The following is a 26,435-nucleotide window of genomic DNA, read 5'->3' on the forward strand; positions in this document are numbered from 1 at the left end:
TATTTGTAAAAATTCTCAATCAAATGCAGGCATTACTTTTAGAAGACGATTCGGTTTTATCATCAGAAATTGCACTTTTTCTGGAATCCCGATCCATCAAAACTGACAAAGCAGAAGACGGCAAAGTTTTTCTTAATATGTTTTCGGCAAAACATTATGATATCTTTTTGTTGGATATTAATGTCCCGAAGATCAATGGTCTGGAAATCTGCAAAAAGATCCGCGAAACCAATTCCGAAACGCCAATCATCATTATTTCTGCCTATGATGGTATCGAAGACAAGAAAGAAGCCTTCCTTAGAGCTGCTGATGATTACCTCGTGAAGCCATTTTTACTGGAGGAATTGTTGTTAAGGATTAATTCTCAAATGCGAAGAATAACGCCGAAAACAGAAGAGAAAGAAAAAATCGTGATAGAGGATCTGATAGTCTATCCGGAAGACAGCAAGGTTTTCCGTTCCGGCGAAGAAATCAACCTGACGGTAAAAGAATTTCAGCTGCTGGTGTTGTTGGCGAGAGCAAATGGCAGAACACTCTCCAAACAATATATATCTGATGAAGTCTGGAAAAACCAGTTCCAATCTACAAACAACGCCATCGAGGTTTACATCAATTTCCTCAGGAAAAAGATCGATAAAAATTTCAAAACAAAACTAATCCACACAAGACCTGGCTTCGGCTATTACCTGAGTCCACTGTAACTCTAAATCTAATCTCTAAATTCTGCTCCAATGTCCTTGAAACGCCGTATCGCACTAAGCCTAAGCATTGCCTTCTCATTAATTTTTGGGATTATGATGGTCGTGATTTATGTTTCCTTCAATGATTTCAGAAGAGACGAGTTCAAGGAACGCTTTCAGAAACGTTTGGTTTTTACGGTTAATTTTATTGAGAAATCCAGAGATTTTGAAAGAGAAGCACCCATTTTTTTCGACGAAAATTCTGACAATGTTTTACTGAATGAGAACATTATGATCTTCAATGCAGAAAAGGAATTGGTTTACAGTACTTTGAAAGACAAAAAAATCACGTGGGACAAAGCCCTTTTAGAAAGATTAGACAAAGAGAAAACCGTCTATAATGAACATTCTGCACCGGAAATCTTTGCTGCACTCAGAACCATAAACGGCGAAAATTATTACATTCTTACAAGTGCTCAGGATGTTACAGGACAATCGAAGCTGGATTTCCTGAAGTATATGCTGATTTTCTCGTATGTCGTCAGCATCATTTTGATCTGGTTTTTCAGTTATTATATTGTTTCAAAATTTCTGGAGCCTTTGGAAATGCTGAAATCTGACATTTCAGAGATCAGTGTTCATAAATTGACAACGCCTGTTCTGGTCAAGAATCCCAAAGATGAGATTGGCGTTCTGGCAACTTCTTTTAATCTGATGACAAGCCGATTGGACGACGTTTTCCAGTCTCAGAAAGATTTCAATTCCAGCGCGGCTCACGAGATGCGCACACCTTTGACAAGGATGGCTTTTCAGCTGGAAAATCTGATTCAGCTGGAAAATCATTCGCCAAAAACAAAATCGACCTTACAGCAAATGCTGGAAGATGTTTATCAATTATCGGATCTTACCAAATCATTGCTTCTGCTTTCGAAATTCGATAAAGAAGGTATTGCAAGTGTGTATGAAGAAGTCCGGATTGATGAAGTCGTTTTCAATGCATTTGAAACCGTAAACCGGAATTTTTCCGACTTCAAAATGGATTTCCAAATCGATGAAGAGAGTAGTGAAGAAACAATCTTGACGGTAAAAGGTGTGAAATCTCTACTTGAAATCACATTTATTAATCTGTTCAAAAATGCCGCTTTATATTCCGATAATCAGGAGGTAGATGTTTCTATAAAGGAAACAGAATCAGACATCATTGTGAATGTGTTTTCAAAAGGCACCATTATTCCGGTTGCGGAAAGAGAAAAACTCTTTGAAGCGTTTATGAGAGGCAGCAATTCTCACAACAAATCCGGTTCCGGACTTGGTCTGCGTATCGTAAAACGCATTCTGGAATACCACAAAGCGAACATTTCCTACACTTCACTTTCCGATAAGGAGAATCTTTTTACTATTAATTTTAGAAAATAATTTTTAATTGGGATAATGTACGGCTTTGTCCAGTTCCAGCGGATTGTAATATTTCTTGATGATTGACTGCATATTTTTGGTTTCTGCATTAAGTTCTTCCAGGCTGTGAATTTCCCTTCCGCCAATATTGATGTGCAAATCGCTGTTATTTTTACTGAAGTTGGTTCGTTCAAAAGCAAACGGGTCATTATAATATTCCAGCAATAGTTTTCGTATCTGTTTTTCTGAAACGGGAATGGCTTTATCTCCAAAATTACTTTCCACGAAGTCACCGGTTGCAGGTTTTCCTTCTATCTTCTGACTTTTCACAAGATTATAGATAAAATTATTTTTGTCATCCTTGAGCTCGAATATCAATCCTGGTAGGCCACGGAATTTAAAAGGACCTTCATTGAAAGGGATTTCTTTATTAAACCACGCGGTCCAGTTTCTTCCACCGAATTTTGCCGTTGCTTTCTGTAAAGTATAATCCTGAACGTTCTTGGTTTCGTTGGAGATTTTCCAGTCTATTTTATCGTTGGTTTTGAATGTGTAATAACCAAATTTTATATTAATGAAGTTTTCATTTTCGGTAGAATTCAGTTTTCTTTTTACAATTTGTCCGGTCATATCAACAATTTTGTTATTCATATTCCCGAATTTTTTATTGAGAGAATCTGATATCAGAAGATCGCGGCCATAAAATTTGACTTCGGCAGGACCAATATCCAGAACCATATTCACTTTCTGATAATCTGTGTCTGTCGAATCATATTTGTATTGCAGTTCATAAATGAATCTGTGTGTTTGAGCATTCGTTATGGTAAAGAATAATAAGGTGAGAATTAAAATTACGTTTTTCATCTTGAACATCAGTGTTTTAAATTTTATTAAATATAACACATTTGATTAATAGTTTTTAAATTTTAAATAATTAAGCTTTTTTTAAGTCGCATTTAAGTCCGTTTTAATCTCGGTAAACCATTTTTGCAAAACCAAAACGAGATTAAATGAATAAATTTACTACGCTGGTGTTATCCGTTTCGGCATTTGGCTATCTTTCTGCACAGCAACAGATGTCTCTCCAGGATTGCGAATTAGCATTTCAAAAAAATAACCTCCAAGTTCTTGCCGCACAATACAATATCAATATGGCAGATGCCGATATTATGCAGGCAAAGATTTGGGAACTTCCACAAATTAGCGGTTACGTCAACGCTTATAATCCAGAAGATAAAAGAGCTTTTGATGTCGGACGTTCAAAAGGCGCAGAAATCACACAACTGATTTATCTGGGCGGAAAAAAGAAGAACGAAATTCAATTTGCAAAGTCCAATAAAGAGCTTTCCCAATTACAATTCAATCAGTTGTTGGTCGATCTCAGATCTCAACTTCGGGAAATTTATTACAACCTGATCTACGAACAAAAAAAGCAGATCAGTATTGAAAGTCAGTTAAAGTATATGAATGAACTTTTGACAGCCTATAAAGTTCAGACCGATAAAGGAAATATATCTCTTAAAGACTTTGTCCGACTTCAAAGTATTGTTATTCAGCTTAATAATGACAAGATTGAAATCAATAATAACATTCTTGCCTTTCAGCAAAATATGAAAGTTCTCACCGGAATTTCAGACAACATTCTTCCTAATATTTCCAAACTCGACGAAAATGATATTTTGATTTCTCAACCTTTCGGAGATCTGGAAACCCTTAAAGAAAAAGCTTTAATCAACAACGCAGATTATCTTTATAATCTGAGACTTATAGAAAACAGCAAACTCTACGCACAATGGCAAAAATCATTGAATACACCAGATTTAAATCTTGGAGCAGAATATGATCAGGCTTCAGGAACTTTCAGAAATGAGATCAATCTTAAAGTCGGAATTCCAATTCCTCTTTGGAAAGTCAACAAAGGAAATGTTGAAAAAGCAAAATATGCCATCCAACAAAACGAGAAAAACTCAGAGTATCAAAAACTGAATCTCGAAACGCAGGTAGAATCTGCCTATCAGACCTGGAAAAATCAGTACGATCAATACTTCCAGTTGAAGCCTGTTGATATGGAAAACCTAGATACAGTTTACAATGGAATTTTAAAAAACTTCCGAAGCGGAAACGTAAGCTTAATAGATTTCACAGATTTTATGGAAAGCTACAGGCAAACCGTTTTGCAGATCTACGAAATGAAGAAACAGATTGTGATCTCTGCAGAACAACTTAATCAATTAGTACAAACCAAAATCTTTTATTAATGAAAATCGAAATTAAAAATATAATTATTCCTGTAATTCTTTCGATAGGCTTGTTCTCATGTTCTAAAAAAGAAGAAGCGCCAAAAGAGATAACGAAAGGTTTTGAGTTGAGCAACACAATGCTGAAGTCCACAACATTCGCAAAAGTGGAGAAAAAATTTATTGAAGACGAATACAGCTTCTACGGTAAAATCTCTGCCGATAAAAATACCTATATCGATATTTTCCCTCTCGTTGGTGGCAATGTCCTGAGCGTGAATGTAGAACTTGGAGATTACGTGCACAAAGGCCAGGTTCTGGCAACCATCAGAAGTACAGAATTGGCGGAAGTCCAAAAAGATGTCAGCGATGCTAAAACCGATTTGATTGTCGCAGAAAACAACCTCCGGGTTGCAAAAGAACTTTATGCCGGAAAACTGAATACCGAAAAAGATATTCTGGAAGCCCAAAGTGAAGTTCAGAAAGCCAAAGATGCTTTACACAGATCCAAAGCTGTAAGTACGGTTTATAATGTTAAGAAAGGTAATATCTACAGTGTAATTTCTCCGATCAACGGCTACATTGTACATAAAGACATCAATAAAGATATGGAACTCAGAAGCGACAGAAGTGAGAATATCTTCGATGTAGCGAATACCAAAAACGTCTGGGCAATTATGAACGTCAACGAGGCTGATATTGATAAAATAAATCTTGGAATGAAAGCCCAGGTTTCCACATTATCTTACCCTGACAAAGTATTTTATGGCAAGATTGATAAAATTTTTAAGATCATAGATCCCGACACCAATTCTATGCAGGCTAGAGTGGTATTGGATAATTCTCAAGGCTTATTAATTCCTGAAAGTAAAGCGACTATCCGAGTTTCTTCTGCAGAAAACGAAACCGCTCTGGCAATCCCGTCCAGCGCTGTGATCTTTGATGACAACCGATATTTTGTAGTTGTTTATAAATCTCAAACCGATATCAAGGTCAAGGAAATTAAAATCCTTAAACAAAACACAGACAACACCTATGTCGCAAACGGACTTGCAGAAGGCGAAACTGTTGTGACCAATAATCAATTATTGATTTACCGCTCTTTGAATAACTAATATTTAAAGCTTTTCTAATGAACCCATCGGGTTTAATATCAATAGCCGTAGGTGCAACCTATGGATAAGAATCAACATATCACAAGAATCCGAAGGATTCAATTTTAATAACCACAGTTTAACCTGTGATTAAATATAAAATATGAACAAATTCATAAAAAGTATCATAGGATTTTCCCTTAAAAATAAGGCTTTCACATTCATTTGGGTAGCAATTCTTGCCTTTGCAGGATTCATCAGTTTCAAGAATATGCCGATTGAAGCATTTCCTGATGTGACCAATACTCAAATAGTCATCATTACCCAATGGAACGGTCGAAGTGCCGAAGAAGTAGAACGGTTTGTTACTACACCAATTGAGCTGGCAATGAGTCCGGTTCAGAAAAAGACAAGCGTCCGAAGTACAACAATGTTCGGACTTTCTATTGTCAAGATCTTATTTGATGATGGTGTGGACGATATTTTCGCAAGGAATATGGTTAATAATCAATTGCGGACTGTGAGCTTACCGGACGAGGTTGATCCCGAAGTTCAGCCGCCTTACGGACCTACCGGCGAAATCTTCCGATACACGTTAGAAAGCAAAGACAGAGATTCCAGAGATCTTTTAACGATTCAGAACTGGGTTGTTGACAGAGCCTTAAGGGGCGTTCCCGGTGTTGCAGACGTGAATGTCTTTGGAGGTCAGGACAAAGTTTTTGAATTAAGCATCGATCCCAGAAAACTTGACAAGTACAATCTTACACCTTCCGAAGTTCTGGAAGCCGTCACCAACAGCAACCTGAATGTCGGCGGCGATGTTATCGAGAAAAGCGGCCAGGCTTATGTGGTTCGTGGAATTGGTTTGGTGAAGTCAATTGCGGACATCGAAAACATCACCGTTCATAATGACAGCGGAAATCCAATCCTTGTAAAATATGTTGCCGATGTTCACGAAGGTTCTATGCCTAGAGTTGGTCAGGCATCTCTTAATCATGAAAATGATACGGTGGAAGGAATCGTCGTGATGAGAAAAGGAGAAAATGCGCAGGAAGTTCTAAAACTCGTAAAAGCTAAGATTAATGATCTGAACAATAAAATCCTTCCGAAGGATGTAAAAATGAGAACCTTTTACGATCGTCAGAACCTGATGGATTTTACCACCAATACGGTAATGCACAATCTTTTGGAAGGAATTATCCTCGTAACCGTCATTGTACTAATTTTTATGGCAGACTGGCGAACGACTTTGATTGTTTCCATCATTATTCCATTGTCCCTGTTGTTTGCTTTTTTCTGTCTGAAGATGGCGGGAATGAGTGCCAACTTATTATCACTGGGTGCTGTAGATTTCGGGATCATCATTGATGGTGCCGTCGTAATGGTCGAAGGATTATTCGTCATGCTGGACCACAAAGCGCATAAATATGGAATGGAACGCTTCAACAAAATGTCTAAAGGTGGCTGGATCAAACAAACGGGAACCGGACTCGGAAAAGCAATTTTCTTTTCAAAATTAATTATCATCACCTCACTTTTACCAATATTTTCTTTCGAGAAAGTAGAAGGCAAAATGTTCTCTCCGTTGGCATTTACATTAGGTTTTGCTTTGCTGGGCGCATTGATATTCACTCTGACTCTAGTTCCTGTGATGTCACATTTGTTATTAAAGAAAAACGTGAAAGAAAAGAACAATCCATTCGTTAATTTCTGGGACAGATATGTGATGAAAGGTTTGAAGTTTACTTTCAGATATAAGAAAATCAGTTTGATTGTTGCCACATCAGCTTTGATCATAACCTTATTTTCTGCAAAATTCTTAGGAACCGAATTTCTGCCACAACTGAATGAAGGTTCGCTCTGGATCACTGCAGAAATGCCGATGAGTTCATCCTTAGACAAATCTCTGGTCACGGCTAATGAACTCAAAAAAGATATTATGAATTTCCCGGAAGTGACGGATGTCTTGGCGCAAACGGGTAGGAGTAATGACGGAACAGACCCGAACGGATTTGGATTCGTACAGTTTGCCGTAAGTCTCCAGCCAAAAGAAGAATGGAAACGCAAAATCACTTACGAAGAGCTCATTGAGCAGATCGATAAAAAACTGAAGAATTATCAGGGAATAACCTTCAATTATTCGCAACCGATTTCTGATAATGTTGCAGAAGCTGTTGCAGGTTTCAAGGCAGAAAACGGGATCAAGATATACGGAGATAACCTACATACTTTGGACAGATTGGCGGAAGAAGTGCTGGCTTCTATCAAAGATGTAGAAGGTGTTAAGGAACCGGGCATCATCAAGAATATTGGTCAGCCCGAGATCAGTGTGGTCTTGGACAGAAGCAAAATGGCGGCGTACGGTGTATTACCTGCCGATGCTCAGGCGGTTCTGGAAATGGCTTTTGGTGGAAAGACCGGTTCTGAGATGTTTGATGGCGAGCGAAAATTCCCGATCAGATTGCGTTACGCTCAGGAATATAGAAAAAATGAGGAGGATATCGCTTCATTAATGGTTCCGACTCAGGACGGTGCAAAGATCCCTCTGAAAGAGATCAGTACAATCGAGAAAGAAAATGGTGCGGCCTTCATTTACAGAGACGATGTCAAACGTTACATTGGTGTCAAATTCTCTATCCGTGACCGTGACCTGGGAGGAACTATTGCAGATGCTCAGAAAAAAGTAGAAAAGATCAAATTACCAGATGGCTATTCGATAGGATGGACGGGACAGTTTGAGAATCAGCAGAGGGCAACCAACCGATTGACGCAGGTTGTTCCGATCAGTATCATTGGGATTTTCTTCCTTCTGTTTATTCTGTTCGGGAATATGAAAGATTCACTTTTGGTTTTGGCGAATGTCCCTTTTGCTTTGATCGGCGCGATCATCGCACTACATTTGACTAATATGAATTTCGGGATCTCCGCAGGTGTCGGGATGATCGCTTTGATCGGAATCTGTATCCAGAATGGAGTGATTTTGATCTCCGAGTTCCATCAGAATGTTAAGAATGGATTGTCGCTTGATCAATCAATTATGGAAGGTGTGAAGGTGAGAACCAGACCTGTTGTGATGACAGCCTTGATGGCATCCATAGGACTTTTACCAGCCGCACTTTCTACAGGGATCGGCTCTGAATCTCAGAAACCATTGGCCATCGTAATCATTGGCGGACTGATCACCGCAACGATATTAACTTTATTAATTTTCCCGATCATCTTCTGGATCTTCAACAGAAGTAAAAAAGAAGTTATTAGTTAAAGCACTTCGAGAGCTTCAATGTGACAACTCTAAGTTAAGCATTGTCAGTCTGAGGCTCTCGAAGACATATAAAAACTAAAATTCCTTATAAATATTCAATTTCTCAAAACTAGTTTATAACGTTTTGCGATTTTTTTAGAATACCAATCGCAAAAATTCTATAGGAATGTAATCTTAATCTCGTTGGAATGATGAGGCTCGCAAAGCCATATAATATTTGAGTTATAGTTGTTTATTTTTCTCTCTAGTTGGCGTTCTCCCGGATCTATTTGGGGGAACGTTTTTTTTATATTCTCAATATAAATTTAATAGTAAAAAAGTCTCTCCATAATTACGCACGTATGTTCTATAAAAAAGACACGAGAGTTTTAAACAAAAGACACGAGAGTTTTAATAAAAAGACACGTGTGTTTTTGATACCCTTCACAAAGGCTTTATTCATCGGACTTGGTGAAGGCTCTTTTTTAGGTTTCAAAACAGTTGAAATTTGGTTGAAAGCAAGTAAGAACGCCTAAGGTTTCAACTCTGCGCAGCGCACCCCGGGCTGAGTGGAGCTCTTTTTCTGTCATTGCGAGGGTAGAAAAGTTTAATATATGGCCTCAATTGATTCGCAATGACAGAAAAAAGCGGGAACGGAGCACGGATAAAGGTGCCCAAATTATTATCTTTGAAATAAAAATAAACGATGCGGAATTTTATAATCTTAATATTGCTATTGACAGGCATTTTCAGCTTTTCACAGAAATTCACAAAAGAAGAAAAAGAACTGATCCTCGCCGGAGATATCAAAACAGCTTTGCCAATTTACCAGACCAATAATGAGTCTCAGCACCAGGTTTTATTAGCCACATCCGAAGAAATTTCGCCAAAAGATAAAACATTACCGATCCTGATTGAAAGGATGAAACTATCGCTCGCAGCAACCGATGGCGGAGTCGGGATTGCTGCGCCGCAAGTTGGGATCAATAGGAGAGTAGTCCTGGTACAGCGGTTTGACAAACCAAATGCACCGGTAGAATATGTGATCAATCCGATCATCATCTGGCGTTCCGAACTGTTGAACAAAGGTCCGGAAGGCGATCTTTCTATTGACAATTTCCGCGATCAGTTTTACAGAAGCTACAGCATCCGTCTAGAGTATTATGACCTTGATAATAAGAAACACGACGAGATGGTAGAAGGTTTCACAGCCGTGATTTTTCAGCACGAGATCGATCATTTGTCAGGGGTTTTGATTTCCGATAAGCTGCAAAGCGAGAAAGACATGCAATACAACGAAGTAAAAGTCTACAAGAAATCTAAATACTAGACATTTAAACTAAGAATCAAAAGCTGCTTAGGTCTGGTTTTTGAATAGAAAATTCTAACAAATAAAATTTTAAACTATGAACTTTATTATCCGTTTGCTGATTACTGCAATATCAGCATTTTTACTCAGCAAAATCCTTACAGGCGTTCACTTTGAAAGCTTCGGATCCACGATTATTTTTGCTATTGTTTTGGGAGTCCTCAATCTGATTGTAAAACCCATACTTTCGATTTTATCATTACCGGTTACTATCATCACACTTGGATTATTTTCGTTTGTGATCAACGCGTTAATCATTCTGTTAGCCGATTATTTGATGTCGAGTATGAGCATAGACGGTTTCTGGTGGGCACTTTTGTTCAGTATTTTACTGTCACTCGTCACATCAGCGTTCTCTACGATATTTGAAAGCGACAATTAAAATTAAAACAGAAAAAAAGAAAAGAGTTTCAGTTCATTGAAACTCTTTTTTATTGCATAAAAATTTATTTTCTCGCAGATCAAGCAGATTGATGTGCGAAATTAAATCTGCTAAATCTGTCTGATGTGCGAGAGCTATTACTTAATTCCTTCTATAAAAACTTTTCCTTTAGTTTCCCAATCTTCATTTTCCAGCAATATCTTAACGAAAGCCGTTCCGATGATTCCTCCTTGTGCTTTCTCTGTTACGTTTTCAAAATCAGCTTTGTTCTTGATACCGAAACCTATGAAGACTGGATTTTTCAGGTTCAAAGAAGCCAATCTGTTCAGATAATCTTCGTTCTTCAGAACCACATTTTCTTTTCCTGTTGTCGAAGATGAACTTACGGCGTATAGGAATCCGGAACTCAAAGAATCAAGATATTTAATACGCTCTTCCGACGTTTCGGGTGTTACAAGAAAGGTGAAGTTCAGATTATATTTCTTTAATATTTTGCCATATTTAGTTTCAAATTCAATTGGAGGAAGATCTGGAATGATCAGACCGGAAACGCCGACTTCTGCACATTTTTGGCAAAAATTCTCAAATCCAAACTGAAGAACAGGATTAAAATATCCCATCAGAATCTTCGGAATCGTCACAGATTCTTTAACTTCAAGAAGCTGATCGAAGAGTTTTTTGATGCTCATTCCATTTTTCAAAGCCAGAGTATGCGCATCCTGAATCACCGATCCATCTGCCACAGGATCAGAATACGGAATCCCGATTTCCATCATATCCGCTCCGGAATCCTGAATTAGTTTTGCAATTTTTCCAGTGTCATTTAAATTCGGAACTCCTGCTGTGAAGTATATGTTTAGTTTTTTCATATTTTGTTGTATTATTTATAATGTAAAAAGTACAAAGTATTTAAAATCGGTTTTTAAGTGTACATTGTACTTACTACATTTTATTTTGTACATTTAGATAAGTTTCCATATCCTTATCGCCACGACCGCTGAGACAGATTACAACCACATCATCTTTCCGGAATTTCTTTTTCTCTAAAACGGCCAATGCGTGGGCACTTTCCAAAGCGGGAATGATGCCTTCGATCTTTGTGAGTTCAAAAGCCGATTTCAAAGCTTCATCATCATTAATACTGAAAAACTCTGCCCGATTTTTTGTGAAAAGGTTAGCGTGCATCGGACCAATTCCCGGATAATCCAAACCTGCAGAGATAGAATGAGGCTCGATCACCTGTCCATCTTCAGTTTGCATCACAAGACTTTGGCTTCCGTGCAAAATCCCTAAAGTTCCTAAGAAAGTAGTCGCTGCCGACTTCCCGGAATTGACGCCAAAACCACCAGCTTCAGCCGCAATGATCTTCACATTTTCTTCATTCACAAAATGATAAAAAGTTCCTGCAGCATTGCTTCCGCCACCTACGCAGGCAATCAGATAATCGGGATTTTCTCTACCTATTTTTTCTTTTAATTGTTCTTTAATTTCTTTCGAAATCACACTTTGGAACCTTGCCACTAAATCTGGAAAAGGATGCGGTCCAACTACACTTCCTATGATGTAATGTGTGGTTTCAGGATTATTGATCCAATCTCTGAGTGCTTCATTCACGGCATCTTTCAGGGTTTTGGAACCGGAAGTTGCAGGGATAACGGTTGCTCCAAGCATTTTCATTCTGGCAACATTCGGGGATTGTCTTGCAATATCGACTTCGCCCATATAAACGATGCATTCCAAGCCTAATAAGGCACAAGCTGTGGCAGTTGCTACACCATGTTGACCGGCTCCTGTTTCTGCAATGATCCTATGTTTTCCTAATTTTTTTGCAAGTAAGGCTTGTCCCAAAGCGTTGTTGATTTTGTGCGCACCAGTGTGATTCAGATCTTCTCTTTTAAGATAGATTTGAGTCTGGTATTTATCACTCAGATTTTTTGCAAAATAGAGTGGAGTGGCACGTCCGACATAGTTTTTCAGCAAGTCCTGGAACTCCGTTTGGAATTCCTCAGATTCGATGATCTGAATATATTTTTCCTGTAATTCGGCAACGTTTGGGTAAAGCATTTCTGGAACGAAAGCACCGCCGAAATCGCCGTAATAACCGTTTTTATCTGGGTTTTGGTAGTTCATTTATTTTTAAATTTTTAAATCGTTATATTAAAATTGCTTTATTCTTTTCATTCAGATTTTGCAAAACATTGATGTATTCTTCAGAAGTATTAAGGATTAAAATATCATCGTCGTCAGAATCTATCCATTCATTATTCTCAAATTCTGTTATGAAAATTCCGTTTCCATAAAGGATTTGTATGTTACTTTTTTCATAAAATGGTCTTAAATCCATTTTGCAAAAACCTATAGTTTCAATTTTTCTTTCAGTTAGATTTGCTACTATTTTATTAAGTAAAAAACTACCAAATCCTTTAGCTTTTTCAATAGAAACAAATCCTACAAATTCAGCAAAGTTGTACAGATTCTTTTGTACTTCAAGTTTAAAATCAAAATTGATTCTTGCTAATGAAACAATTCTCTCATCAAATTCTAAAAAATGAAATTCAGAATTTTCAAATTTTATTTTGAAACTCGAAGCATCTAAATCAAACCAATCTTCTATTTCCCAAGATTTCAAGATTAACTCAATTTCTTTATCTGATAAGTCTTTCGAGCATTTAATAGAATATTGCATTTCAAACTTATTTTTCTGTTATTTCTGGTTGATGTTTCACTTCAAAATTTAAAGAATTTGCGATGAAGCAGTATTCATTAGCTTTTTTGTGAAGTTCAAACGCTTTTTGTATCATTTCTTTTTCGGCAACAACAATCTTTGGTTTTAAGACAATTTCACTGAATTTTCCACTTCCGTTTTCAGTCTCAATCATCGTTCCTTCTGCAAGATCTTCATATTCCAAAACAAGGATTTTGTTGACCGAACAAAAATGAAGATACCACAACAAATGACAGGACGATACAGAAGCCAAAAGTAATCTTCAGGATTATGTAATTTAGGATCTCCTAAAAATGCGGGATCAGATGAGCCTAAGATCTCCACTTTTCCATCAACTGAAATAGTATAATTTCTTTGATAAGAACGGTAGTTTTTCGTTGATTCTCCGGTATTTCCTGTCCAAAGAACTTTGGTTTTATATTGATGATTTTTCATTTTTTATTAATGATAAAAATTCTTTTATTTTTTCTAAATTTTTATTTCCCGGTTCGATTTCAAATTTTGAATTGATATCGAGGGCAATTGGTTGATGGCTGATAGTTGTTAGTTGATCAATATTCTCCAATGAAATTCCACCACTTAAAAAATAAGGAATCGGAATTTTAATTTCATTGAGAATATTCCAATCAAAGGTTTTCCCGGTTCCGCCAAATGCTTTGGAATCTGTATCAAATAGTAGGTAATTGACGGTTTCTGATTGTTGGTTGATGGTTTTTTGTAATTCCTCAATATTTTGTTGTCCAATTCTAATGACTTTTATAATCTTGACGTTTTCACCTATCATTTGCCTTAATAGATTTATATATTTTTCATCTTCATCACCGTGTAATTGAATAAAATCAAGTTGAGCTTCAGAAGCAATTTCAACAATTCCTTTGATACTTTCATTCACAAAAACACCAACTTTTCCTCGATGATTGATTTCCGAAATTTGTTTTAAACTCAAATGATTCAGAACATATCTCGGCGACTTATCATAAAAGATAAATCCAAGTAAATCAATTTTCAAATCAATTAATTCCTTGATTTGGTCAAGTTTTGTCAATCCGCAAACTTTAAGTTTTGGTTGGTTTTCCATTTCTAACTTCTAAAATCTAATTTCTAACTTGTTGAATAAATTCTCCAAACTTTTCCCCCGGATTTTCATCTTTCATGAAATATTCGCCCATCAAAAATCCGTCAAATCCTTTTTCTCTGAGGAATTTGAAATCTTCTTCATTATAAATTCCGCTTTCTGCAACGGACAAAATATCTTTTGGAAGCTGGTTTTTCAAATTGACAGAATGCTGCAGGTCAACTTTGAAATCTTTTAAATTTCTATTATTTATTCCAACGAAATCTACATTTTTATTAATATGAACAAGTTCTTCTTCAGAATGAATTTCCAATAGAACTTCGAGGTTCAATTGATGAGCCAATTCTGTAAACTCCGAAACCTGAGTCGGAGAAAGACAGCTTGCAATTAATAAAATAACATCTGCTCCAATTGCTTTTGCTTCATAAAACTGATATTCATCGACCATAAAATCTTTCCTCAAAATTGGAATGTTGATGTGATTCCGAACGCTCAAAATATCTTCAAAACTTCCACCGAAAAAATCTTTATCTGTCAAAATAGAAACGGCGCTGGCTCCGAATTTTTCGTATTGAGAAACGACTTCCAAAGGCACAACTTTATCATTGATGATTCCTTTGCTTGGCGATTGCCTTTTGAATTCGGTAATAATTCCGGATTTGGATTTCAAAGTTTCTTTCAACGAAAAACTTGGCCTTCCAAAAAATTCTGAATTCTTCAGTTCTTCAAGAGAAAGCTTAGATTTTGAATCTGAAACTTCTTCTTTTTTTCGTTCTATGATTTTATCTAAAATGGTCATTTTGTTAACTAAAGTTTATATTGATGTTGAAACTGCGACCCGGGTTGAGCGGAAATCCTTTTTTGCTTATAGTTGAGTTCTGTTTTTGTTGAAATCGTCTGCAAAAAAGATTGGGAGCGGAAGACGGAAAGTCGCCATAAAAATTCTAATTAATAATATTTTTCAGACTTTGTAAAGCCTTTCCACTTTCCAAACTGTCTTTTGCCAGTGCTAAACAATCATCATAATTTCCGTACTTTCCAGTGTTCAGAAGAGCGATTGCAGCATTTGATAAAACTACAGAATTCTGTGCGTCGGTTCCGTTTCCTTCCAGAATATTGATGAAAATATTTGCCGCTTCTTCTTTTGTATTACCTCCAAAAATGCTTTCCGGATCTATATTTTTGAATTTCAAATCTTCTGCTGAATAGATTTTTTCTCCAGATTTATTGAATATTTTGGTGTCTCCGGTTAAAGATATTTCGTCATAGCCATCCAAAGCGTGAATAATCATAAACTCACTTTTTTGCTGTTGTAAAAGGTATTGATAAACTCTTGCAATCTCCAGATTTGCAACGCCGACCATGGAGTATTTTGGTTTTGCAGGATTGACTAATGGTCCAAGAATATTGAAAAACGTTTTCAATCCCAATTGTTTTCTCAAAGGTGCGACAGACTTCAAAGCTGGATGGAAGAGTGGTGCGTGGATGAAACAGATATTTCCTTTTTCCAAATCGGCTTTCAAATCCTCAGAATTATCTTTGAATTTGTAACCTAATTCTTCCAGAACATTGGAAGAACCAGAGATTGATGACGCACCATAATTACCTTGCTTAGCCACTTTTTGTCCAGTTCCGGCAACAATGAAGCTTGCTAAAGTCGAAATATTAAAGGTGTTTTTTCCATCGCCGCCAGTTCCTACGATATCAACCAAGTCATTTGTTTCCAAATCAATGGGTTTTGCCAATTGAAGTAAAGCTTCTCGGAAGCCAGTCAATTCTTCCAGCGTAATGCTTCTCATCAGGAAAACTGTGATAAAAGAAATCACCTCGCTTTCATTGAATTTATTTTGTGAAATCTCCGTCAGAATTGCTTTGGCTTCGGATTTTGTCAAAGTCTGATGGTTGAAGAGATATTGTAGTATTTGTTTCATTTTTAATTCTTCAAGAAGTTTTCTAAAATCTTTTTGCCATCAGGCGTCAAGATACTTTCCGGATGATACTGAACGGCGTGAACATCATAAGTTTTGTGTCTCAGACTCATAATCATTCCGTTTTTGTCAACGCTTGTGATTTCTAATTCTGAAGGAAAATCTTCTGTGTTTACTGCCCAGGAATGATATCTGCCAACTTCCAACGTTTCCGGTAGATCTTTGAATATGTTATGTTCTTTGGTTTGGATTGCTTCTGTTGCAACGCCGTGATAGATCTCTGAAAGATTGATCAAACTTCCACCAAAAGCTTCTGCAATCGCCTGTTGTCCAAGACAAACGCCGAAAATTGATTTTGTTGGTGCATATTTTTTTATTAATTCTAACAAAATTCCTGCTTCTTCCGGGATTCCCGGACCTGGAGAAAGGATGATTTTATCGTATTTTTCGATGTCTTCCAAAGCAATTTTATCGTTGCGGAAAACATCAACTTCTTCACCAACAATTTGCTCAATGATCTGAACCAGATTGTAAGTAAAACTGTCGTAATTGTCGAACACTAATATTTTCATAATTTCTCTGCTTTTAAAACGGCTTTTTTCAAAGCGCCAAGTTTGTTATTAACTTCCTGTAATTCACTTTCTGCAACGGATTTTGCTGTGATTCCTGCGCCAGCTTGATAAAATAATGTGTTGTTTTTACTGAGGAAAGTACGGATCATAATCGCCTGATTGCAACTTCCATCAAAACCAACAAAACCAATGCAGCCTGCGTAGAAACTTCTGGAAGTTTTCTCGTGTTCATCAATGAGCTGCATCGCTCTGTATTTTGGTGCGCCGCTCAAAGTTCCTTGTGGGAATGTTGTGGCAATCATTTCGTAAGGATTTTGATTTTCTTTCACATCAGCAACCACTTCTGAAACCATATGGATCACGTGTGAAAAAAAATGAATTTCTTTAAGTTTAGAAACTTTTGTATTTTTCCCGTGAATGCTCAAGTCATTTCTTGCAAGATCAACCAACATCGTATGTTCAGCGTTTTCTTTTGGATCCTTTTTGAGTTCTTCTGCGGATTCCAAATCTTTTTCGATGTTTCCGGTCCGTTTGAAAGTTCCGGCGATTGGATGAATTATCGCCTTTCCGTTTTTGATTATTAATTGACTCTCGGGACTTGAACCAATTAGTTTGTAATCTCCGTAATCGAAGAAAAATAAATATGGTGAAGGATTGATATTCCGCAAAGCTCGATAAACATTGAATTCGTCACCTTGAAATTTCTGTTCAAATCTTCTGCTCAAAACCAACTGGAAAACATCGCCTCGGAAGCAGTGTTTTTTAGCAAATTCTACCGATTCCAAAAATTCTTCATCTTTTAAATTCGACGTTTCTTCTGCCGTAATTTCGAATGGGAAAACTGGCGCATTTTTTTGATTGATGAAATTTTCGATGGTTGAAAGTTCCGATTTTAAACCATCGATTTTATTTTCTATCAGGAACATTTCGTCGTTGTGATGATTGATTGCAATCACATATTGATAAAGGCGATAACGCATCAACGGAATTTTGTTTTCCTCAGATAGTTCCTTGAATTTGATATTTTCGAAGAATGGAATCGCATCATAGCTTGTATATCCAAAAAAACCTTGCGCACTTTTCCCAATCTCGTGGTTTGGTTTTTCGCATTGGAAAGTGTCTGAAAATTCCTGAAGCAGATCAGATAATTTTTCATTTTCCAATTGTATTTTTTCTGGATTTTCCAATGGGAATTTGAATTCTGCTTCGTGATAATCTCTGATTTCGATTCCTGCAATGGCGTTCACACAAATGAAAGAATAGGAATTCTCCGAGTTCTGATTTCCCGCATTCTCCAAAAGAATTGTATCACGGAAATTGTCGCGAAGTCGCAGGTAAATTCCGATTGGCGTGAAAAGGTCTGCCAATTGTGATTTTACGATGGTTTTTACTTTTATGGTTTTACTGAATTTCATCAGATTTAATTTTAATATTTGAATAAAAAAAAGACTTCAACAAAAATTGTCGAAGTCTTATTATGATTGAGTTATAGTTAGTTCAGGATTTAGAACACCGATAAGCCTTTCAGACCCGACAAAGAGTTAGAAAGCCACCACCAGTTATTTTTGTTCATTGATTTCATCTGTTGATAATAATTTTTTTTTAAAGGACAGATGGAACTGTCGTTTCATTGGGACAAATTTAGAAATGATTTTTAATTCCACAACTATTTTTTCAAAAAAATTCTAAACTAATTTTTACAACTATTTTATCACTTTTTGAGAAGTAACCGATTTGTTGGTCTCAATTTTTACCAAATAAGTTCCTTTTGGATAATTTCTAAAGTCAACTTTGTTGTTATTGCCATCAATCCTGCGGAGTAATTTTCCGTCGACAGAATAGATTTCTACAGCTTTGATCGTTTCGTCAGTTTTAATATTCAGCTGATCAACAACTGGATTTGGATATATTTTGATATCTTTTTTATTAATATCGCTAACAGCCAAAGAACTTTTTGTAAAAGTTACGTTATCAATTCTCAGAGCAGTTGTAGTCGCAACCGGAGCAGTTGTGTTACCAAATCCAAAGTAATAAACATTATCAGAATTGGCTTTGTAAGTTTTAGTAAATTCTGTGTAAGTATTTGTAGAAATTACATCTGTACTCAATGTTTCAATAATGTCATTTTTATCCTGACTGGTTGCAACTGTTAATTTCAATGTTGCAGGGCTTGCATCAGCACTTCCTATTGCAGAATAATATTTTACCGTAACCGTTTCATCTTTTTTCAAATAAATTGGATAAGAGAAAATCCAGTCATTCTTGGTTGTAGTTTTACTTGTATTGTTAAAAACATAACCGCTTCCGTTTTGTGCTACAGCTCCATTTTCGCCGTTCAGCCAGGTTGTAGAAGCCCAACCGTCTGAGTCATATTCTCCGAAATTTTCAACTGTTTTTTCGAAATCATAAGAATAAGGCAATTCTGAAGGTGTCCACACCGATTTTGGTCCAGCCCATCCAGATCCGCAATCTGCATTTTTTAAATAGAACTGATATCTTTTCCCTGATTGTAAATTATCGAAAGCTTTGGTTGTAGAAGAAGTAGTTCCTTTTGAAGATACTGAAGTCTCAAAAGTTGTTAAACCTGTATCATAATTTGTGATTCCTGGAGTTGCAGACCAATTGATGGTTACAGAATTTGGTTTCAAATTGGAAGTTGAAAATCCATCTACTGAAGGCATTACGCAATTTGCAGATTGGCTGATGTATAAGTCATCTAAAGCCAAATAAGTTCCGCTATTCGTATTATTCACAAAAGCCAAATAGATGGTTTTGCCTTTGTAAGCAGAAAGATCAAGATTGTGGCTGGCATAATCAAAAGGCTGTTCAGCATCGATCTGCGTCAGCGTTGTAGTGAAAGATTCCTGATTATTATTGGTTTCAGAAACTTTGACTGCGTAAGAATCTGTGAATTCAAAGTCGTAGGATTTACCTTTCCAATAAAGAGTAGGATTACCGTTTTGCGGAATTGTGATAGCTGGTGTAATCAACCAATCGTTAGCTTGTCCCTCAGGATCGTAATAAGATGTACTGAAAGCAATTTTGTTATCATAACCATCGTAAAATTGGATCCAGGCTTCCGTATTGAAATCCTGAACTTGTCCCCATTCCGGAACCGTTAATCCATCTGCATTGATTGTTTTGAATTGTGATAAAGGCGTTCCGTTGTTGTTCTCGAAACCGGCATTGAAAACCTGTGCATTGATATTGACCACTAATGACAAGGCCAATAAACTGATAATTTTTTTATTCAATTTGAATATATTTTTTAATTCTGGACAAAAATATGTATTGTTGTCCGGATTGAATAAATCCATTTGTTAAATTTTAATCAATTTATAACCATTATGAATTGTCAATACTTAAATATGAATCTTTTGTGTTATCAAATATATTTATAAAAAAGGTTTCATTTCATCTTCGATATCGCGGCGGAGATTCATCAGTTTGATGGCGTATTCCTGCATTTGGATTTCTTGTTCTGTAGTTGGTGTCCATTTTGGTACTTGGACGGATTTTCCTTTCTCGTCAACAGCTACGAAAACAATGATGCAGTGGGTTTTCTTTTCGAATGTTTTCTCTTTGATGTTTCTGGAATAGACATCGATTGCGATGTGCATACTGGAAGTTCCTGTGTAAATGACGTGAGATTCCAACTTGACAATTTCGCCAATTTTGATTGGTTGATAAAACCTGATTCCGCCAACGTAAACAGTGACGCAGTAGCTGGATGACCAATTGCTTGCACAGGCATAACCGACCTGGTCTATCCATTTCATCACGCTTCCGCCATGGACATTGCCACCAAAATTGACGTCTGTAGGTTCTGAAATAAACTGGAAAGTAATTGGTTTGTTGTCCATCTTTTTGAAAATTAAATTCAAATGTAAGGCTTTTGAAAGGATTGGGAAATCTCTTTTTAAATAGTAAACTTGTTTGGTTACAAAATCCGTAGCCCGGCCTGAACGGAGCTCTTTTTGTTGTTGCGGATGCAGAACAGTTCAACTTATGGCTAAACGTCCTTCGCAACGACAAAAAAGCGGGAGTGGAGGACGGATAAAGCTGCCCAAATTATAAAAGCAATAAATTCTTAAAGGAAGTTAAAGTTTGGGACGTAAAATGCACAAGATGAGACTTTGCGTCGGGGCGTAATATAAGATAACTAAACGACATAGCCAAGATGTGAAAAATAAAATGTATTTTTGCAAAATGAAAAAAGTATTTTATCTTAAAACTTGCGATACTTGTAGAAAAATATTAGGACAATATGATACAAGAGATTGGGAACTACGTGAAATAAAAACAAACCCAATTACTGAGGAAGAAGTTGAAGATATGTACAAATTGGCGGGTTCTTATGAAGCGCTTTTCAATAAGAAATCCAACCAAATCAAATTACAGGAACTTGACCCGAAAACCCTTCAGGAGAAAGATTACAAAGAATTGCTATTGGACCACTATACGTTTTTGAAACGTCCGGTTTTCCTTACTGAAGAAGAAATCTTTGTAGGCAGCGACAAAATCAACCTTGGTAAATTAAAAGATTATTTCCTTTCTAAGAAAGAAAATTAAGTCATAAAATTTTTACAGTAAATCAATCCGGAGCGTAATCGTTTCGGATTTTTTTATTTTTAGTTCTCGCAGATTTTACAGATTGACCAGATTTAAAATGTTTAAAATTAATCTGCTGAATCTGTAAAATCTGCGAGACAATTTTTTTTAATTTAATTCTAATCTGGTTTTAGAATTTGAATGCGAAAAATAAAATTTAGTCGTAATTTCACACAATGAAACGTTCCGGAACTGCAGATTTGCCTTTACATTACGGTCAGGTTCCGCCTTGGCTTTATGAACGTATGTCGAAACTTGGGCTCGCCATCGTGGAAGTGATTCTCGCGGATTATGGTAAAGATGAAGTTCTTAGAAGACTTGCAGACCCGTTTTGGTTCCAGAGTTTTGGCGCGGTGATGGGAATGGATTGGCATTCGTCTGGTATCACGACTTCTGTGATGGGCGCTTTGAAACGTTCGATCAATCCAAATTCTAAATCATTGGGGATTTACATCGCTGGCGGAAAAGGGAGATTCTCCAAAGATACACCGAGCGAACTTCTGAGAATTGCAGATTCTACCGGACTTGACGGGACTGAGCTTGTACGATGTAGTAAACTTTCTGCGAAGGTTGATAATACGGCTATTCAGGATGGTTATCAGCTTTATCTTCATAATTTTATTTTATCAGACCAAGGGAATTGGGCGGTTGTTCAGCAAGGAATGCACGATTCCGACGGCACTGCGAGGCGTTACCATTGGCTTTCTGAGAATGTCAGTTCTTTTGTGAATGAGCCTCATACGGGAATTTCTGGCGTTAATCGTGGTCATATTCTTAATCTGACTTCTGCTCAAGCGGAACAAAGCAGAAACGGCATTGTTGACATTACAAAAACCGATTCCGAGAAATGGATGCAGGATTTCCAACGTTTGATTTTGCCGGCGCATCACGAGGTTTTGGCCAGTGATGTGGATATGAAAAAACTGGGAAACATTCTTTGGCTGGCGAGGGAAAATCAGCCTGAGAATTTTGAGGAACTGCTGATGCTGAAAGGCGTTGGTCCCAGAACGATGCAGTCTCTGGCTCTCGTGAGTGAAGTGATTCACGGGGCACCATCGAGATTTACAGACCCAGCAAGGTTTTCTTTTGCGCACGGCGGGAAAGACGGTCATCCGTTTCCTGTGCCTACCAAAACCTATGATGAAACCATTTCTATCCTAAGAACCGGCATCGAGAAATCTAAGTTGGGGAATACGGATAAAAGCCAAGCCATCAAAAAACTTCACGAGATTGCTTTGAGAACAGAAGCGAACTTCACGCCGGATTTTAACCTCGAAGAAGTGATAGAAGAGGAGCGACAAAACTCGTGGCGATTTGGTGGGAAAACGGTTTTTGGTGATGCCAAGCCGGGGAAGAATGGTGGGATTCAGTTGAGTTTGTTTTGATTTTCAGTACTTTGTTTTAATAATCTAAAACATTTCATTCTGTTTGTTTCACTTTAGTGAAACTTTTGTATTTTTGTTTTGTAAACACAAATATGAAATATAGAAAAATAACATTTTTCAAAAACTACTTTCAAGATTTCTTCGACAAACAGACTTTAAAAGTAAAAACCAAAATTGTTTGGACTTTTGAGCTGATAGAAGATTTACAAAGAGTTCCGGAAACTTATCTCAAACATTTAGAAAATACAGACGGACTTTACGAAATCCGTGTACAAGTTGCGAGCGAAATTTTTAGAATTTTCTGTTTTTTTGACGAAGGTAAACTGATTGTTGTGGCAAATAGCTTTCAAAAGAAAACGCAGAAGACTCCTAAGAAAGAAATAGAAATGGCATTAAAAATCAAAAAGGAATATGAAGACAGCAAATAAAAATCTAACAACTCTTGATGAGTTCAAAGAGAAAAATTTTGGTAAACGTGGAACAAAAGAACGTGACGAACTTGAAGATGGTTACGAAAATTTTAAGATTGGAGCGCTTATCCACGATACACGTTTGGAACTGGGAATGACACAAGAAGAATTAGCGGAAAAAGCTGGAACGACTAAATCCTATATTTCCAAAATCGAAAATAATCTGAAAGAAGCCCGAATCTCGACTCTTCAAAAGATTGTTGAGTTGGGTTTTGGTGGACGGTTGGAATTGAGTATTAAAATTGATTGATTTTATTCCTGTATAAAGTTTTTACAAATTAATACTAATATTCGATGTAACTGATTTTTTAATCTTTATCTATGGAATACGGATTTCCGTAAAAATTATTAAAATTATGTCACTGTTTACAAAATTTATACTTTAAATTAATATGAAAAAAAATCTATTCCTTATTGTTTTATTTATTAATGTTTTTTGTCTGGGGCAAACAAAAATCTATCTAGATAAAAATATTTCAATTGTTATAAATCAAGAATTTAATAAAAAGAAGCTAAGCATAAATGAAGTAAACAAATTTATCGAAAATGAGAAGCTTGAAAAATCATTTATAAAAGATAAAAAATATTTAGAAAATCAGGATGCATACATAATAACAGATATTAATAATCCAAAAAGTTTTATAAACGTTAACATTAATAAAGTTATTATGCCTGAAAGTGTTAATAACTTGACTATGGATAAAAGTGATGAACTTAAATCCTTATTTACGAATTATATTGATTCTAAAGTTTCCGAAAATCTAAATCAATTTGAAAAAGGAAGTGCTCAGTTTATTAATAAAACCAAAATGCTATCAATTAATGGTGTAAATGTTTTATTATGTACTATTTCTACAAGTCTTAAAGTGAAAGAAAATGATATTTTAAATGCAAAATCTGATATTTTATACATATTCAACGACACTACAATGATTGTCTTATCAATTGCCAAATCGGAAGCAGATTACTCAACTTGGGAGAAAATTGCTAATAAAATTATACAATCAATTAATAAAGAATAGAATGGAAATTAACAAAATAAATTATTTTGAAGTTATCGAAAATACAAAATCTTCAGATATTATTAAATACAAAAATGTTAGATTTGAAATTAATAAAACAGCAGATAATTCAAAATTTACTTTAAAGAGTAATAATTTAATCTTTTTTATAACAATAGTTTTAATAGTTACCATAAATTTATTTTTAGGATTTTTTTTAACTCGCAATAATAGTAATGGTTCTTTTTTTATTTTAGGTGGGGTGGTAATTTTATATTTTATTAGAAAAATATCTTTATTTCTAACAGAAAAAATATATTCAGGACAGATTATTGAATTTTTTCAAATTCTCAAACTTTATAAGGAAAGACAAGTAAAAGAGAAAATCTAAAGAAAAGACCTTTTTTTAACTACAAGAAAACCCTCCGAAAAACTCAGAGGGTTTATTTATTTCAATTAAATTGACATTTTAATAAGAACCTTTCCCAATAAAATGCTCTGCAATTTTTTCCGTCAAAGCAATTGGATTTGGAGTATTCACGTATTTTGTAAAACGTCTTAGCCCGACTAGCATCATTCTTTGCTCGTCGCCTTCGGAGAAAGACACGATGCCTTCTTTGGCGTTGGTTGCGATGATGTCAACGGCTTTGTAAAGATTCAGTCTTGCCATTGCTGCTTCTACAGAATCGGTGTCGAAATGTTTCTCCGCTCTCAGGATGGCAGATTCTGCCATATAGATTTGGTTCAGGATTTCGGAAGCGTTCAGGAGAAGATGCTGTTGTTTCTCGATGTCCATCATATATTTTTGAAGGGCAGAACCGGAAACCATCAGGAATACTTTCTTCAGATTTTTGATGACTTCTTTTTCCTCAGACATATATTCGGAATAATCCGGAATGTCGAAAGACGGGATTCCCATCAATTCTTTCCCTACATTTTTTGCAGGCGTCAACAAATCGATTTTCCCTTGCATCGTCCGTTTGATAAGCATTCCAACGGCAAGAAGTCTATTGATTTCATTGGTTCCTTCGTAGATTCTGGAAATCCTAGAATCTCTCCAGGCAGATTCCATTGGTGTATCTTCTGAGAAGCCCATTCCACCAAAGATTTGAATCCCTTCATCCGCTGAATGTTGTGCCAAATCCGAAACGAAAACTTTCAGGATAGAACATTCAACAGCAAATTCCTCCACACCTTTCAATTCCGCTTCTTCGTGATTCATTCCGCCGGCAACCAATTCCTCGATTTTGTTTTCGACATCTTTTGCGCCACGGTAAGAACCAGCCTCACTCACGAAAGCGCCAGTCGCCATCTCTGCCAACTTCTTGCGAATCGCTCCGAAAGTGTTGATAGAAACGCCAAACTGTTTTCTCTCCGTAGAATAAGTCAATGAATGGTTCAGGATTCTTCTTTGCGCATCCAAGCACGCTGCAGCCAATTTGATTCGGCCAACGTTCAGGGCATTAAGAGCGATTTTGAAACCGTTGTTTCTTTCGCCCAAAAGATTCTCAACAGGAACTTTCATATCATTGAAGAAAACCTGACGTGTAGAAGACGCACGGATTCCCAATTTGTGTTCTTCCTCTCCGAAAGTCATACTCTCAGGATTTTCCAATTCGGAACGGTTGATGACGAATCCAGTGATGTTTTTGTCATCGTCAATCTTGGCGAACAATGTGAAAGTGTCTGCAAAACCTGCATTCGAAATCCACATTTTTTGTCCGTTGATGATGTAATGTTTTCCGTCATCAGACAATTTTGCTTTTGTTTTTCCGCTGTTGGCATCAGAACCTGCATCCGGCTCAGTCAAACAATAAGCACCGAATTTGGTTCCAGCCGCTAAGTCCGGGAGGTATTTGTTTTTCAGGTATTCGCTACCGTAAAGCAGGATAGGAAGTGTTCCAATTCCCGTGTGCGCGCCGTAAGCTGTTGCCAATGAACCAGTCGTTCCGGAGATGTAATCGCAAGCCAGCATTGTGGTCACGAATCCCATTCCTAATCCGCCGTAAGCTTCAGGAACAGCAATTCCCAGGAATCCCATTTCTCCGATTTTACGCATCACTTCTTCCGTGTAGGCGTAATCTTTTTTCTCAAAGCGTTCTTTGTTCGGAACTACTTCTTTATCTATGAATTCTTTTGCAGAATCGCGAAGCATTTTTTGTTCTTCGGACAACTCTTCAAGACTGAAAATGTCTTCTGTTTTTATTTCTTTGATGAGGAATTCCCCGCCGTGTGTTGTTTTAGTTTCGGTTGACATATTAATATTTTAA

General features: G+C 36.5%; 27 protein-coding genes. 13 read left to right on the forward strand and 14 right to left on the reverse strand.

The genetic code is table 11. The features are described 5' to 3' along the window. Window positions 1-23: 23 nt before the first annotated feature. Window positions 24-701: a response regulator transcription factor gene (locus tag ACFJGY_RS09940; RefSeq protein WP_379963433.1), complete on the forward strand. Its 678-nt coding sequence runs from the start codon at window positions 24-26 to the stop codon at window positions 699-701. Window positions 702-731: 30 nt separating this feature from the next. Further along, window positions 732-2,096: an ATP-binding protein gene (locus ACFJGY_RS09945; RefSeq protein WP_379963435.1), complete on the forward strand. Its 1,365-nt coding sequence runs from the start codon at window positions 732-734 to the stop codon at window positions 2,094-2,096. A gap of 3 nt (window positions 2,097-2,099) precedes the next feature. On the opposite strand, the gene ACFJGY_RS09950 is transcribed toward ACFJGY_RS09945, so the two are convergent. Next, window positions 2,100-2,939 carry a GLPGLI family protein gene (locus ACFJGY_RS09950; RefSeq protein WP_379963437.1) on the reverse strand — a complete coding sequence of 280 codons (840 nt, stop codon included), beginning with the start codon at window positions 2,937-2,939 and terminating at the stop codon, window positions 2,100-2,102. Between the two features lie 146 nt (window positions 2,940-3,085). Between ACFJGY_RS09950 and ACFJGY_RS09955 the strand changes: the two genes are divergently transcribed. From ACFJGY_RS09955 to ACFJGY_RS09975, 5 genes are all read left to right on the forward strand, one after another. Beyond that, complete coding sequence (locus tag ACFJGY_RS09955) at window positions 3,086-4,333, forward strand: TolC family protein (RefSeq protein WP_379963439.1); 1,248 nt, start codon at window positions 3,086-3,088, stop codon at window positions 4,331-4,333. A gap of 11 nt (window positions 4,334-4,344) precedes the next feature. Further along, a complete protein-coding gene (locus ACFJGY_RS09960) occupies window positions 4,345-5,427 on the forward strand; it encodes an efflux RND transporter periplasmic adaptor subunit (protein ID WP_379970161.1) in 1,083 nt (360 codons plus the stop codon). Between the two features lie 142 nt (window positions 5,428-5,569). Continuing rightward, window positions 5,570-8,668 carry an efflux RND transporter permease subunit gene (locus tag ACFJGY_RS09965; protein ID WP_379963441.1) on the forward strand — a complete coding sequence of 1,033 codons (3,099 nt, stop codon included), beginning with the start codon at window positions 5,570-5,572 and terminating at the stop codon, window positions 8,666-8,668. 685 nt (window positions 8,669-9,353) lie between these two features. Beyond that, window positions 9,354-9,977 carry a peptide deformylase gene (locus tag ACFJGY_RS09970; protein WP_379963443.1) on the forward strand — a complete coding sequence of 208 codons (624 nt, stop codon included), beginning with the start codon at window positions 9,354-9,356 and terminating at the stop codon, window positions 9,975-9,977. A gap of 76 nt (window positions 9,978-10,053) precedes the next feature. Further along, window positions 10,054-10,398, forward strand: coding sequence for a phage holin family protein (locus ACFJGY_RS09975; protein WP_379963445.1), 345 nt, complete (start codon window positions 10,054-10,056; stop codon window positions 10,396-10,398). Between the two features lie 137 nt (window positions 10,399-10,535). On the opposite strand, the gene trpA is transcribed toward ACFJGY_RS09975, so the two are convergent. The 12 genes from trpA to ACFJGY_RS10035 all read right to left on the reverse strand — a co-directional run bounded on the left by trpA (window position 10,536) and on the right by ACFJGY_RS10035 (window position 20,561). Next, complete coding sequence (gene trpA, locus ACFJGY_RS09980; RefSeq protein WP_379963447.1) at window positions 10,536-11,267, reverse strand: tryptophan synthase subunit alpha; 732 nt, start codon at window positions 11,265-11,267, stop codon at window positions 10,536-10,538. 73 nt (window positions 11,268-11,340) lie between these two features. Next, window positions 11,341-12,528 carry a tryptophan synthase subunit beta gene (gene trpB, locus ACFJGY_RS09985; protein WP_379963449.1) on the reverse strand — a complete coding sequence of 396 codons (1,188 nt, stop codon included), beginning with the start codon at window positions 12,526-12,528 and terminating at the stop codon, window positions 11,341-11,343. Window positions 12,529-12,550: 22 nt separating this feature from the next. Continuing rightward, entirely contained in the window at window positions 12,551-13,084 is a 534-nt protein-coding gene (locus ACFJGY_RS09990) for a hypothetical protein (RefSeq protein ID WP_379963451.1), read from the reverse strand. 7 nt (window positions 13,085-13,091) lie between these two features. Next, window positions 13,092-13,376, reverse strand: a complete 285-nt coding sequence (locus ACFJGY_RS09995) for an OsmC family protein (protein ID WP_379963453.1) — start codon at window positions 13,374-13,376, stop codon at window positions 13,092-13,094. Next, window positions 13,274-13,558, reverse strand: a complete 285-nt coding sequence (locus ACFJGY_RS10000) for an OsmC family protein (RefSeq protein ID WP_379970226.1) — start codon at window positions 13,556-13,558, stop codon at window positions 13,274-13,276. Before ACFJGY_RS10000 ends, ACFJGY_RS09995 begins: the two co-directional genes overlap by 103 nt. Further along, window positions 13,539-14,201, reverse strand: coding sequence for a phosphoribosylanthranilate isomerase (locus tag ACFJGY_RS10005; protein WP_379963455.1), 663 nt, complete (start codon window positions 14,199-14,201; stop codon window positions 13,539-13,541). Before ACFJGY_RS10005 ends, ACFJGY_RS10000 begins: the two co-directional genes overlap by 20 nt. A gap of 16 nt (window positions 14,202-14,217) precedes the next feature. Next, the gene (gene trpC, locus ACFJGY_RS10010) at window positions 14,218-14,997 is read right to left on the reverse strand and encodes an indole-3-glycerol phosphate synthase TrpC (RefSeq protein WP_379963457.1); all 780 of its coding nucleotides are present in this window, start codon (window positions 14,995-14,997) and stop codon (window positions 14,218-14,220) included. A 145-nt stretch (window positions 14,998-15,142) separates the two neighbouring features. Further along, the gene (gene trpD, locus ACFJGY_RS10015) at window positions 15,143-16,129 is read right to left on the reverse strand and encodes an anthranilate phosphoribosyltransferase (protein ID WP_379963459.1); all 987 of its coding nucleotides are present in this window, start codon (window positions 16,127-16,129) and stop codon (window positions 15,143-15,145) included. 2 nt (window positions 16,130-16,131) lie between these two features. Next, a complete protein-coding gene (locus ACFJGY_RS10020) occupies window positions 16,132-16,698 on the reverse strand; it encodes an anthranilate synthase component II (RefSeq protein WP_379963461.1) in 567 nt (188 codons plus the stop codon). After that, complete coding sequence (locus ACFJGY_RS10025) at window positions 16,695-18,113, reverse strand: anthranilate synthase component I family protein (RefSeq protein WP_379963463.1); 1,419 nt, start codon at window positions 18,111-18,113, stop codon at window positions 16,695-16,697. Before ACFJGY_RS10025 ends, ACFJGY_RS10020 begins: the two co-directional genes overlap by 4 nt. Window positions 18,114-18,401: 288 nt before the next feature. Beyond that, window positions 18,402-19,952, reverse strand: a complete 1,551-nt coding sequence (locus ACFJGY_RS10030; protein ID WP_379963465.1) for a choice-of-anchor J domain-containing protein — start codon at window positions 19,950-19,952, stop codon at window positions 18,402-18,404. A gap of 141 nt (window positions 19,953-20,093) precedes the next feature. Beyond that, window positions 20,094-20,561: an acyl-CoA thioesterase gene (locus tag ACFJGY_RS10035; protein WP_034964587.1), complete on the reverse strand. Its 468-nt coding sequence runs from the start codon at window positions 20,559-20,561 to the stop codon at window positions 20,094-20,096. Between the two features lie 346 nt (window positions 20,562-20,907). On the opposite strand from ACFJGY_RS10035, the gene ACFJGY_RS10040 reads away from it, so the two are divergent. From ACFJGY_RS10040 to ACFJGY_RS10065, 6 genes are all read left to right on the forward strand, one after another. Further along, the gene (locus ACFJGY_RS10040) at window positions 20,908-21,270 is read left to right on the forward strand and encodes an arsenate reductase family protein (RefSeq protein ID WP_063968195.1); all 363 of its coding nucleotides are present in this window, start codon (window positions 20,908-20,910) and stop codon (window positions 21,268-21,270) included. A gap of 215 nt (window positions 21,271-21,485) precedes the next feature. Continuing rightward, window positions 21,486-22,694 carry a DUF763 domain-containing protein gene (locus tag ACFJGY_RS10045; protein ID WP_379963468.1) on the forward strand — a complete coding sequence of 403 codons (1,209 nt, stop codon included), beginning with the start codon at window positions 21,486-21,488 and terminating at the stop codon, window positions 22,692-22,694. A gap of 92 nt (window positions 22,695-22,786) precedes the next feature. Next, window positions 22,787-23,122: a type II toxin-antitoxin system RelE/ParE family toxin gene (locus tag ACFJGY_RS10050; RefSeq protein WP_379963470.1), complete on the forward strand. Its 336-nt coding sequence runs from the start codon at window positions 22,787-22,789 to the stop codon at window positions 23,120-23,122. Beyond that, window positions 23,106-23,414 (forward strand): helix-turn-helix domain-containing protein, encoded by a 309-nt coding sequence (locus ACFJGY_RS10055; RefSeq protein WP_379963472.1) that lies wholly within the window; start codon window positions 23,106-23,108, stop codon window positions 23,412-23,414. The genes ACFJGY_RS10050 and ACFJGY_RS10055 overlap by 17 nt, the downstream gene beginning before the upstream one ends. A 142-nt stretch (window positions 23,415-23,556) precedes the next feature. After that, window positions 23,557-24,186 carry a hypothetical protein gene (locus ACFJGY_RS10060; protein ID WP_379963474.1) on the forward strand — a complete coding sequence of 210 codons (630 nt, stop codon included), beginning with the start codon at window positions 23,557-23,559 and terminating at the stop codon, window positions 24,184-24,186. 1 nt (window position 24,187) lies between these two features. Next, complete coding sequence (locus ACFJGY_RS10065) at window positions 24,188-24,556, forward strand: hypothetical protein (RefSeq protein ID WP_379963476.1); 369 nt, start codon at window positions 24,188-24,190, stop codon at window positions 24,554-24,556. Window positions 24,557-24,634: 78 nt separating this feature from the next. On the opposite strand, the gene ACFJGY_RS10070 is transcribed toward ACFJGY_RS10065, so the two are convergent. Continuing rightward, window positions 24,635-26,422, reverse strand: a complete 1,788-nt coding sequence (locus ACFJGY_RS10070; RefSeq protein ID WP_379963478.1) for an acyl-CoA dehydrogenase family protein — start codon at window positions 26,420-26,422, stop codon at window positions 24,635-24,637. Between the last annotated feature and the right edge of the window lie 13 nt (window positions 26,423-26,435).

The sequence above is a fragment of the Epilithonimonas sp. UC225_85 genome (assembly GCF_042695135.1).
In the GTDB taxonomy this organism is placed as follows: Bacteria; Bacteroidota; Bacteroidia; order Flavobacteriales; family Weeksellaceae; genus Epilithonimonas.

Excerpts from the sequence above, each read along its gene's own strand:
- ACFJGY_RS10045 (WP_379963468.1), top strand. The coding sequence starts at position 21,486 with ATGAAACGTTCCGGAACTGCAGATTTGCCTTTACATTACGGTCAGGTT.
- ACFJGY_RS09975 (WP_379963445.1), top strand. The coding sequence starts at position 10,054 with ATGAACTTTATTATCCGTTTGCTGATTACTGCAATATCAGCATTTTTA.
- ACFJGY_RS10050 (WP_379963470.1), top strand. The coding sequence starts at position 22,787 with ATGAAATATAGAAAAATAACATTTTTCAAAAACTACTTTCAAGATTTC.
- trpD (WP_379963459.1), bottom strand. The coding sequence starts at position 16,129 with ATGAAACAAATACTACAATATCTCTTCAACCATCAGACTTTGACAAAA.
- ACFJGY_RS10025 (WP_379963463.1), bottom strand. The coding sequence starts at position 18,113 with ATGAAATTCAGTAAAACCATAAAAGTAAAAACCATCGTAAAATCACAA.
- ACFJGY_RS10070 (WP_379963478.1), bottom strand. The coding sequence starts at position 26,422 with ATGTCAACCGAAACTAAAACAACACACGGCGGGGAATTCCTCATCAAA.
- ACFJGY_RS10065 (WP_379963476.1), top strand. The coding sequence starts at position 24,188 with ATGGAAATTAACAAAATAAATTATTTTGAAGTTATCGAAAATACAAAA.
- ACFJGY_RS09945 (WP_379963435.1), top strand. The coding sequence starts at position 732 with ATGTCCTTGAAACGCCGTATCGCACTAAGCCTAAGCATTGCCTTCTCA.
- ACFJGY_RS10035 (WP_034964587.1), bottom strand. The coding sequence starts at position 20,561 with ATGGACAACAAACCAATTACTTTCCAGTTTATTTCAGAACCTACAGAC.
- ACFJGY_RS09990 (WP_379963451.1), bottom strand. The coding sequence starts at position 13,084 with ATGCAATATTCTATTAAATGCTCGAAAGACTTATCAGATAAAGAAATT.
- ACFJGY_RS09940 (WP_379963433.1), top strand. The coding sequence starts at position 24 with ATGCAGGCATTACTTTTAGAAGACGATTCGGTTTTATCATCAGAAATT.
- trpC (WP_379963457.1), bottom strand. The coding sequence starts at position 14,997 with ATGACCATTTTAGATAAAATCATAGAACGAAAAAAAGAAGAAGTTTCA.
- trpB (WP_379963449.1), bottom strand. The coding sequence starts at position 12,528 with ATGAACTACCAAAACCCAGATAAAAACGGTTATTACGGCGATTTCGGC.
- ACFJGY_RS09955 (WP_379963439.1), top strand. The coding sequence starts at position 3,086 with ATGAATAAATTTACTACGCTGGTGTTATCCGTTTCGGCATTTGGCTAT.
- ACFJGY_RS10040 (WP_063968195.1), top strand. The coding sequence starts at position 20,908 with ATGAAAAAAGTATTTTATCTTAAAACTTGCGATACTTGTAGAAAAATA.
- ACFJGY_RS10020 (WP_379963461.1), bottom strand. The coding sequence starts at position 16,698 with ATGAAAATATTAGTGTTCGACAATTACGACAGTTTTACTTACAATCTG.
- ACFJGY_RS09950 (WP_379963437.1), bottom strand. The coding sequence starts at position 2,939 with ATGAAAAACGTAATTTTAATTCTCACCTTATTATTCTTTACCATAACG.
- ACFJGY_RS09970 (WP_379963443.1), top strand. The coding sequence starts at position 9,354 with ATGCGGAATTTTATAATCTTAATATTGCTATTGACAGGCATTTTCAGC.
- ACFJGY_RS10000 (WP_379970226.1), bottom strand. The coding sequence starts at position 13,558 with ATGAAAAATCATCAATATAAAACCAAAGTTCTTTGGACAGGAAATACC.
- ACFJGY_RS10055 (WP_379963472.1), top strand. The coding sequence starts at position 23,106 with ATGAAGACAGCAAATAAAAATCTAACAACTCTTGATGAGTTCAAAGAG.
- trpA (WP_379963447.1), bottom strand. The coding sequence starts at position 11,267 with ATGAAAAAACTAAACATATACTTCACAGCAGGAGTTCCGAATTTAAAT.
- ACFJGY_RS09965 (WP_379963441.1), top strand. The coding sequence starts at position 5,570 with ATGAACAAATTCATAAAAAGTATCATAGGATTTTCCCTTAAAAATAAG.
- ACFJGY_RS10005 (WP_379963455.1), bottom strand. The coding sequence starts at position 14,201 with ATGGAAAACCAACCAAAACTTAAAGTTTGCGGATTGACAAAACTTGAC.
- ACFJGY_RS10060 (WP_379963474.1), top strand. The coding sequence starts at position 23,557 with ATGAAAAAAAATCTATTCCTTATTGTTTTATTTATTAATGTTTTTTGT.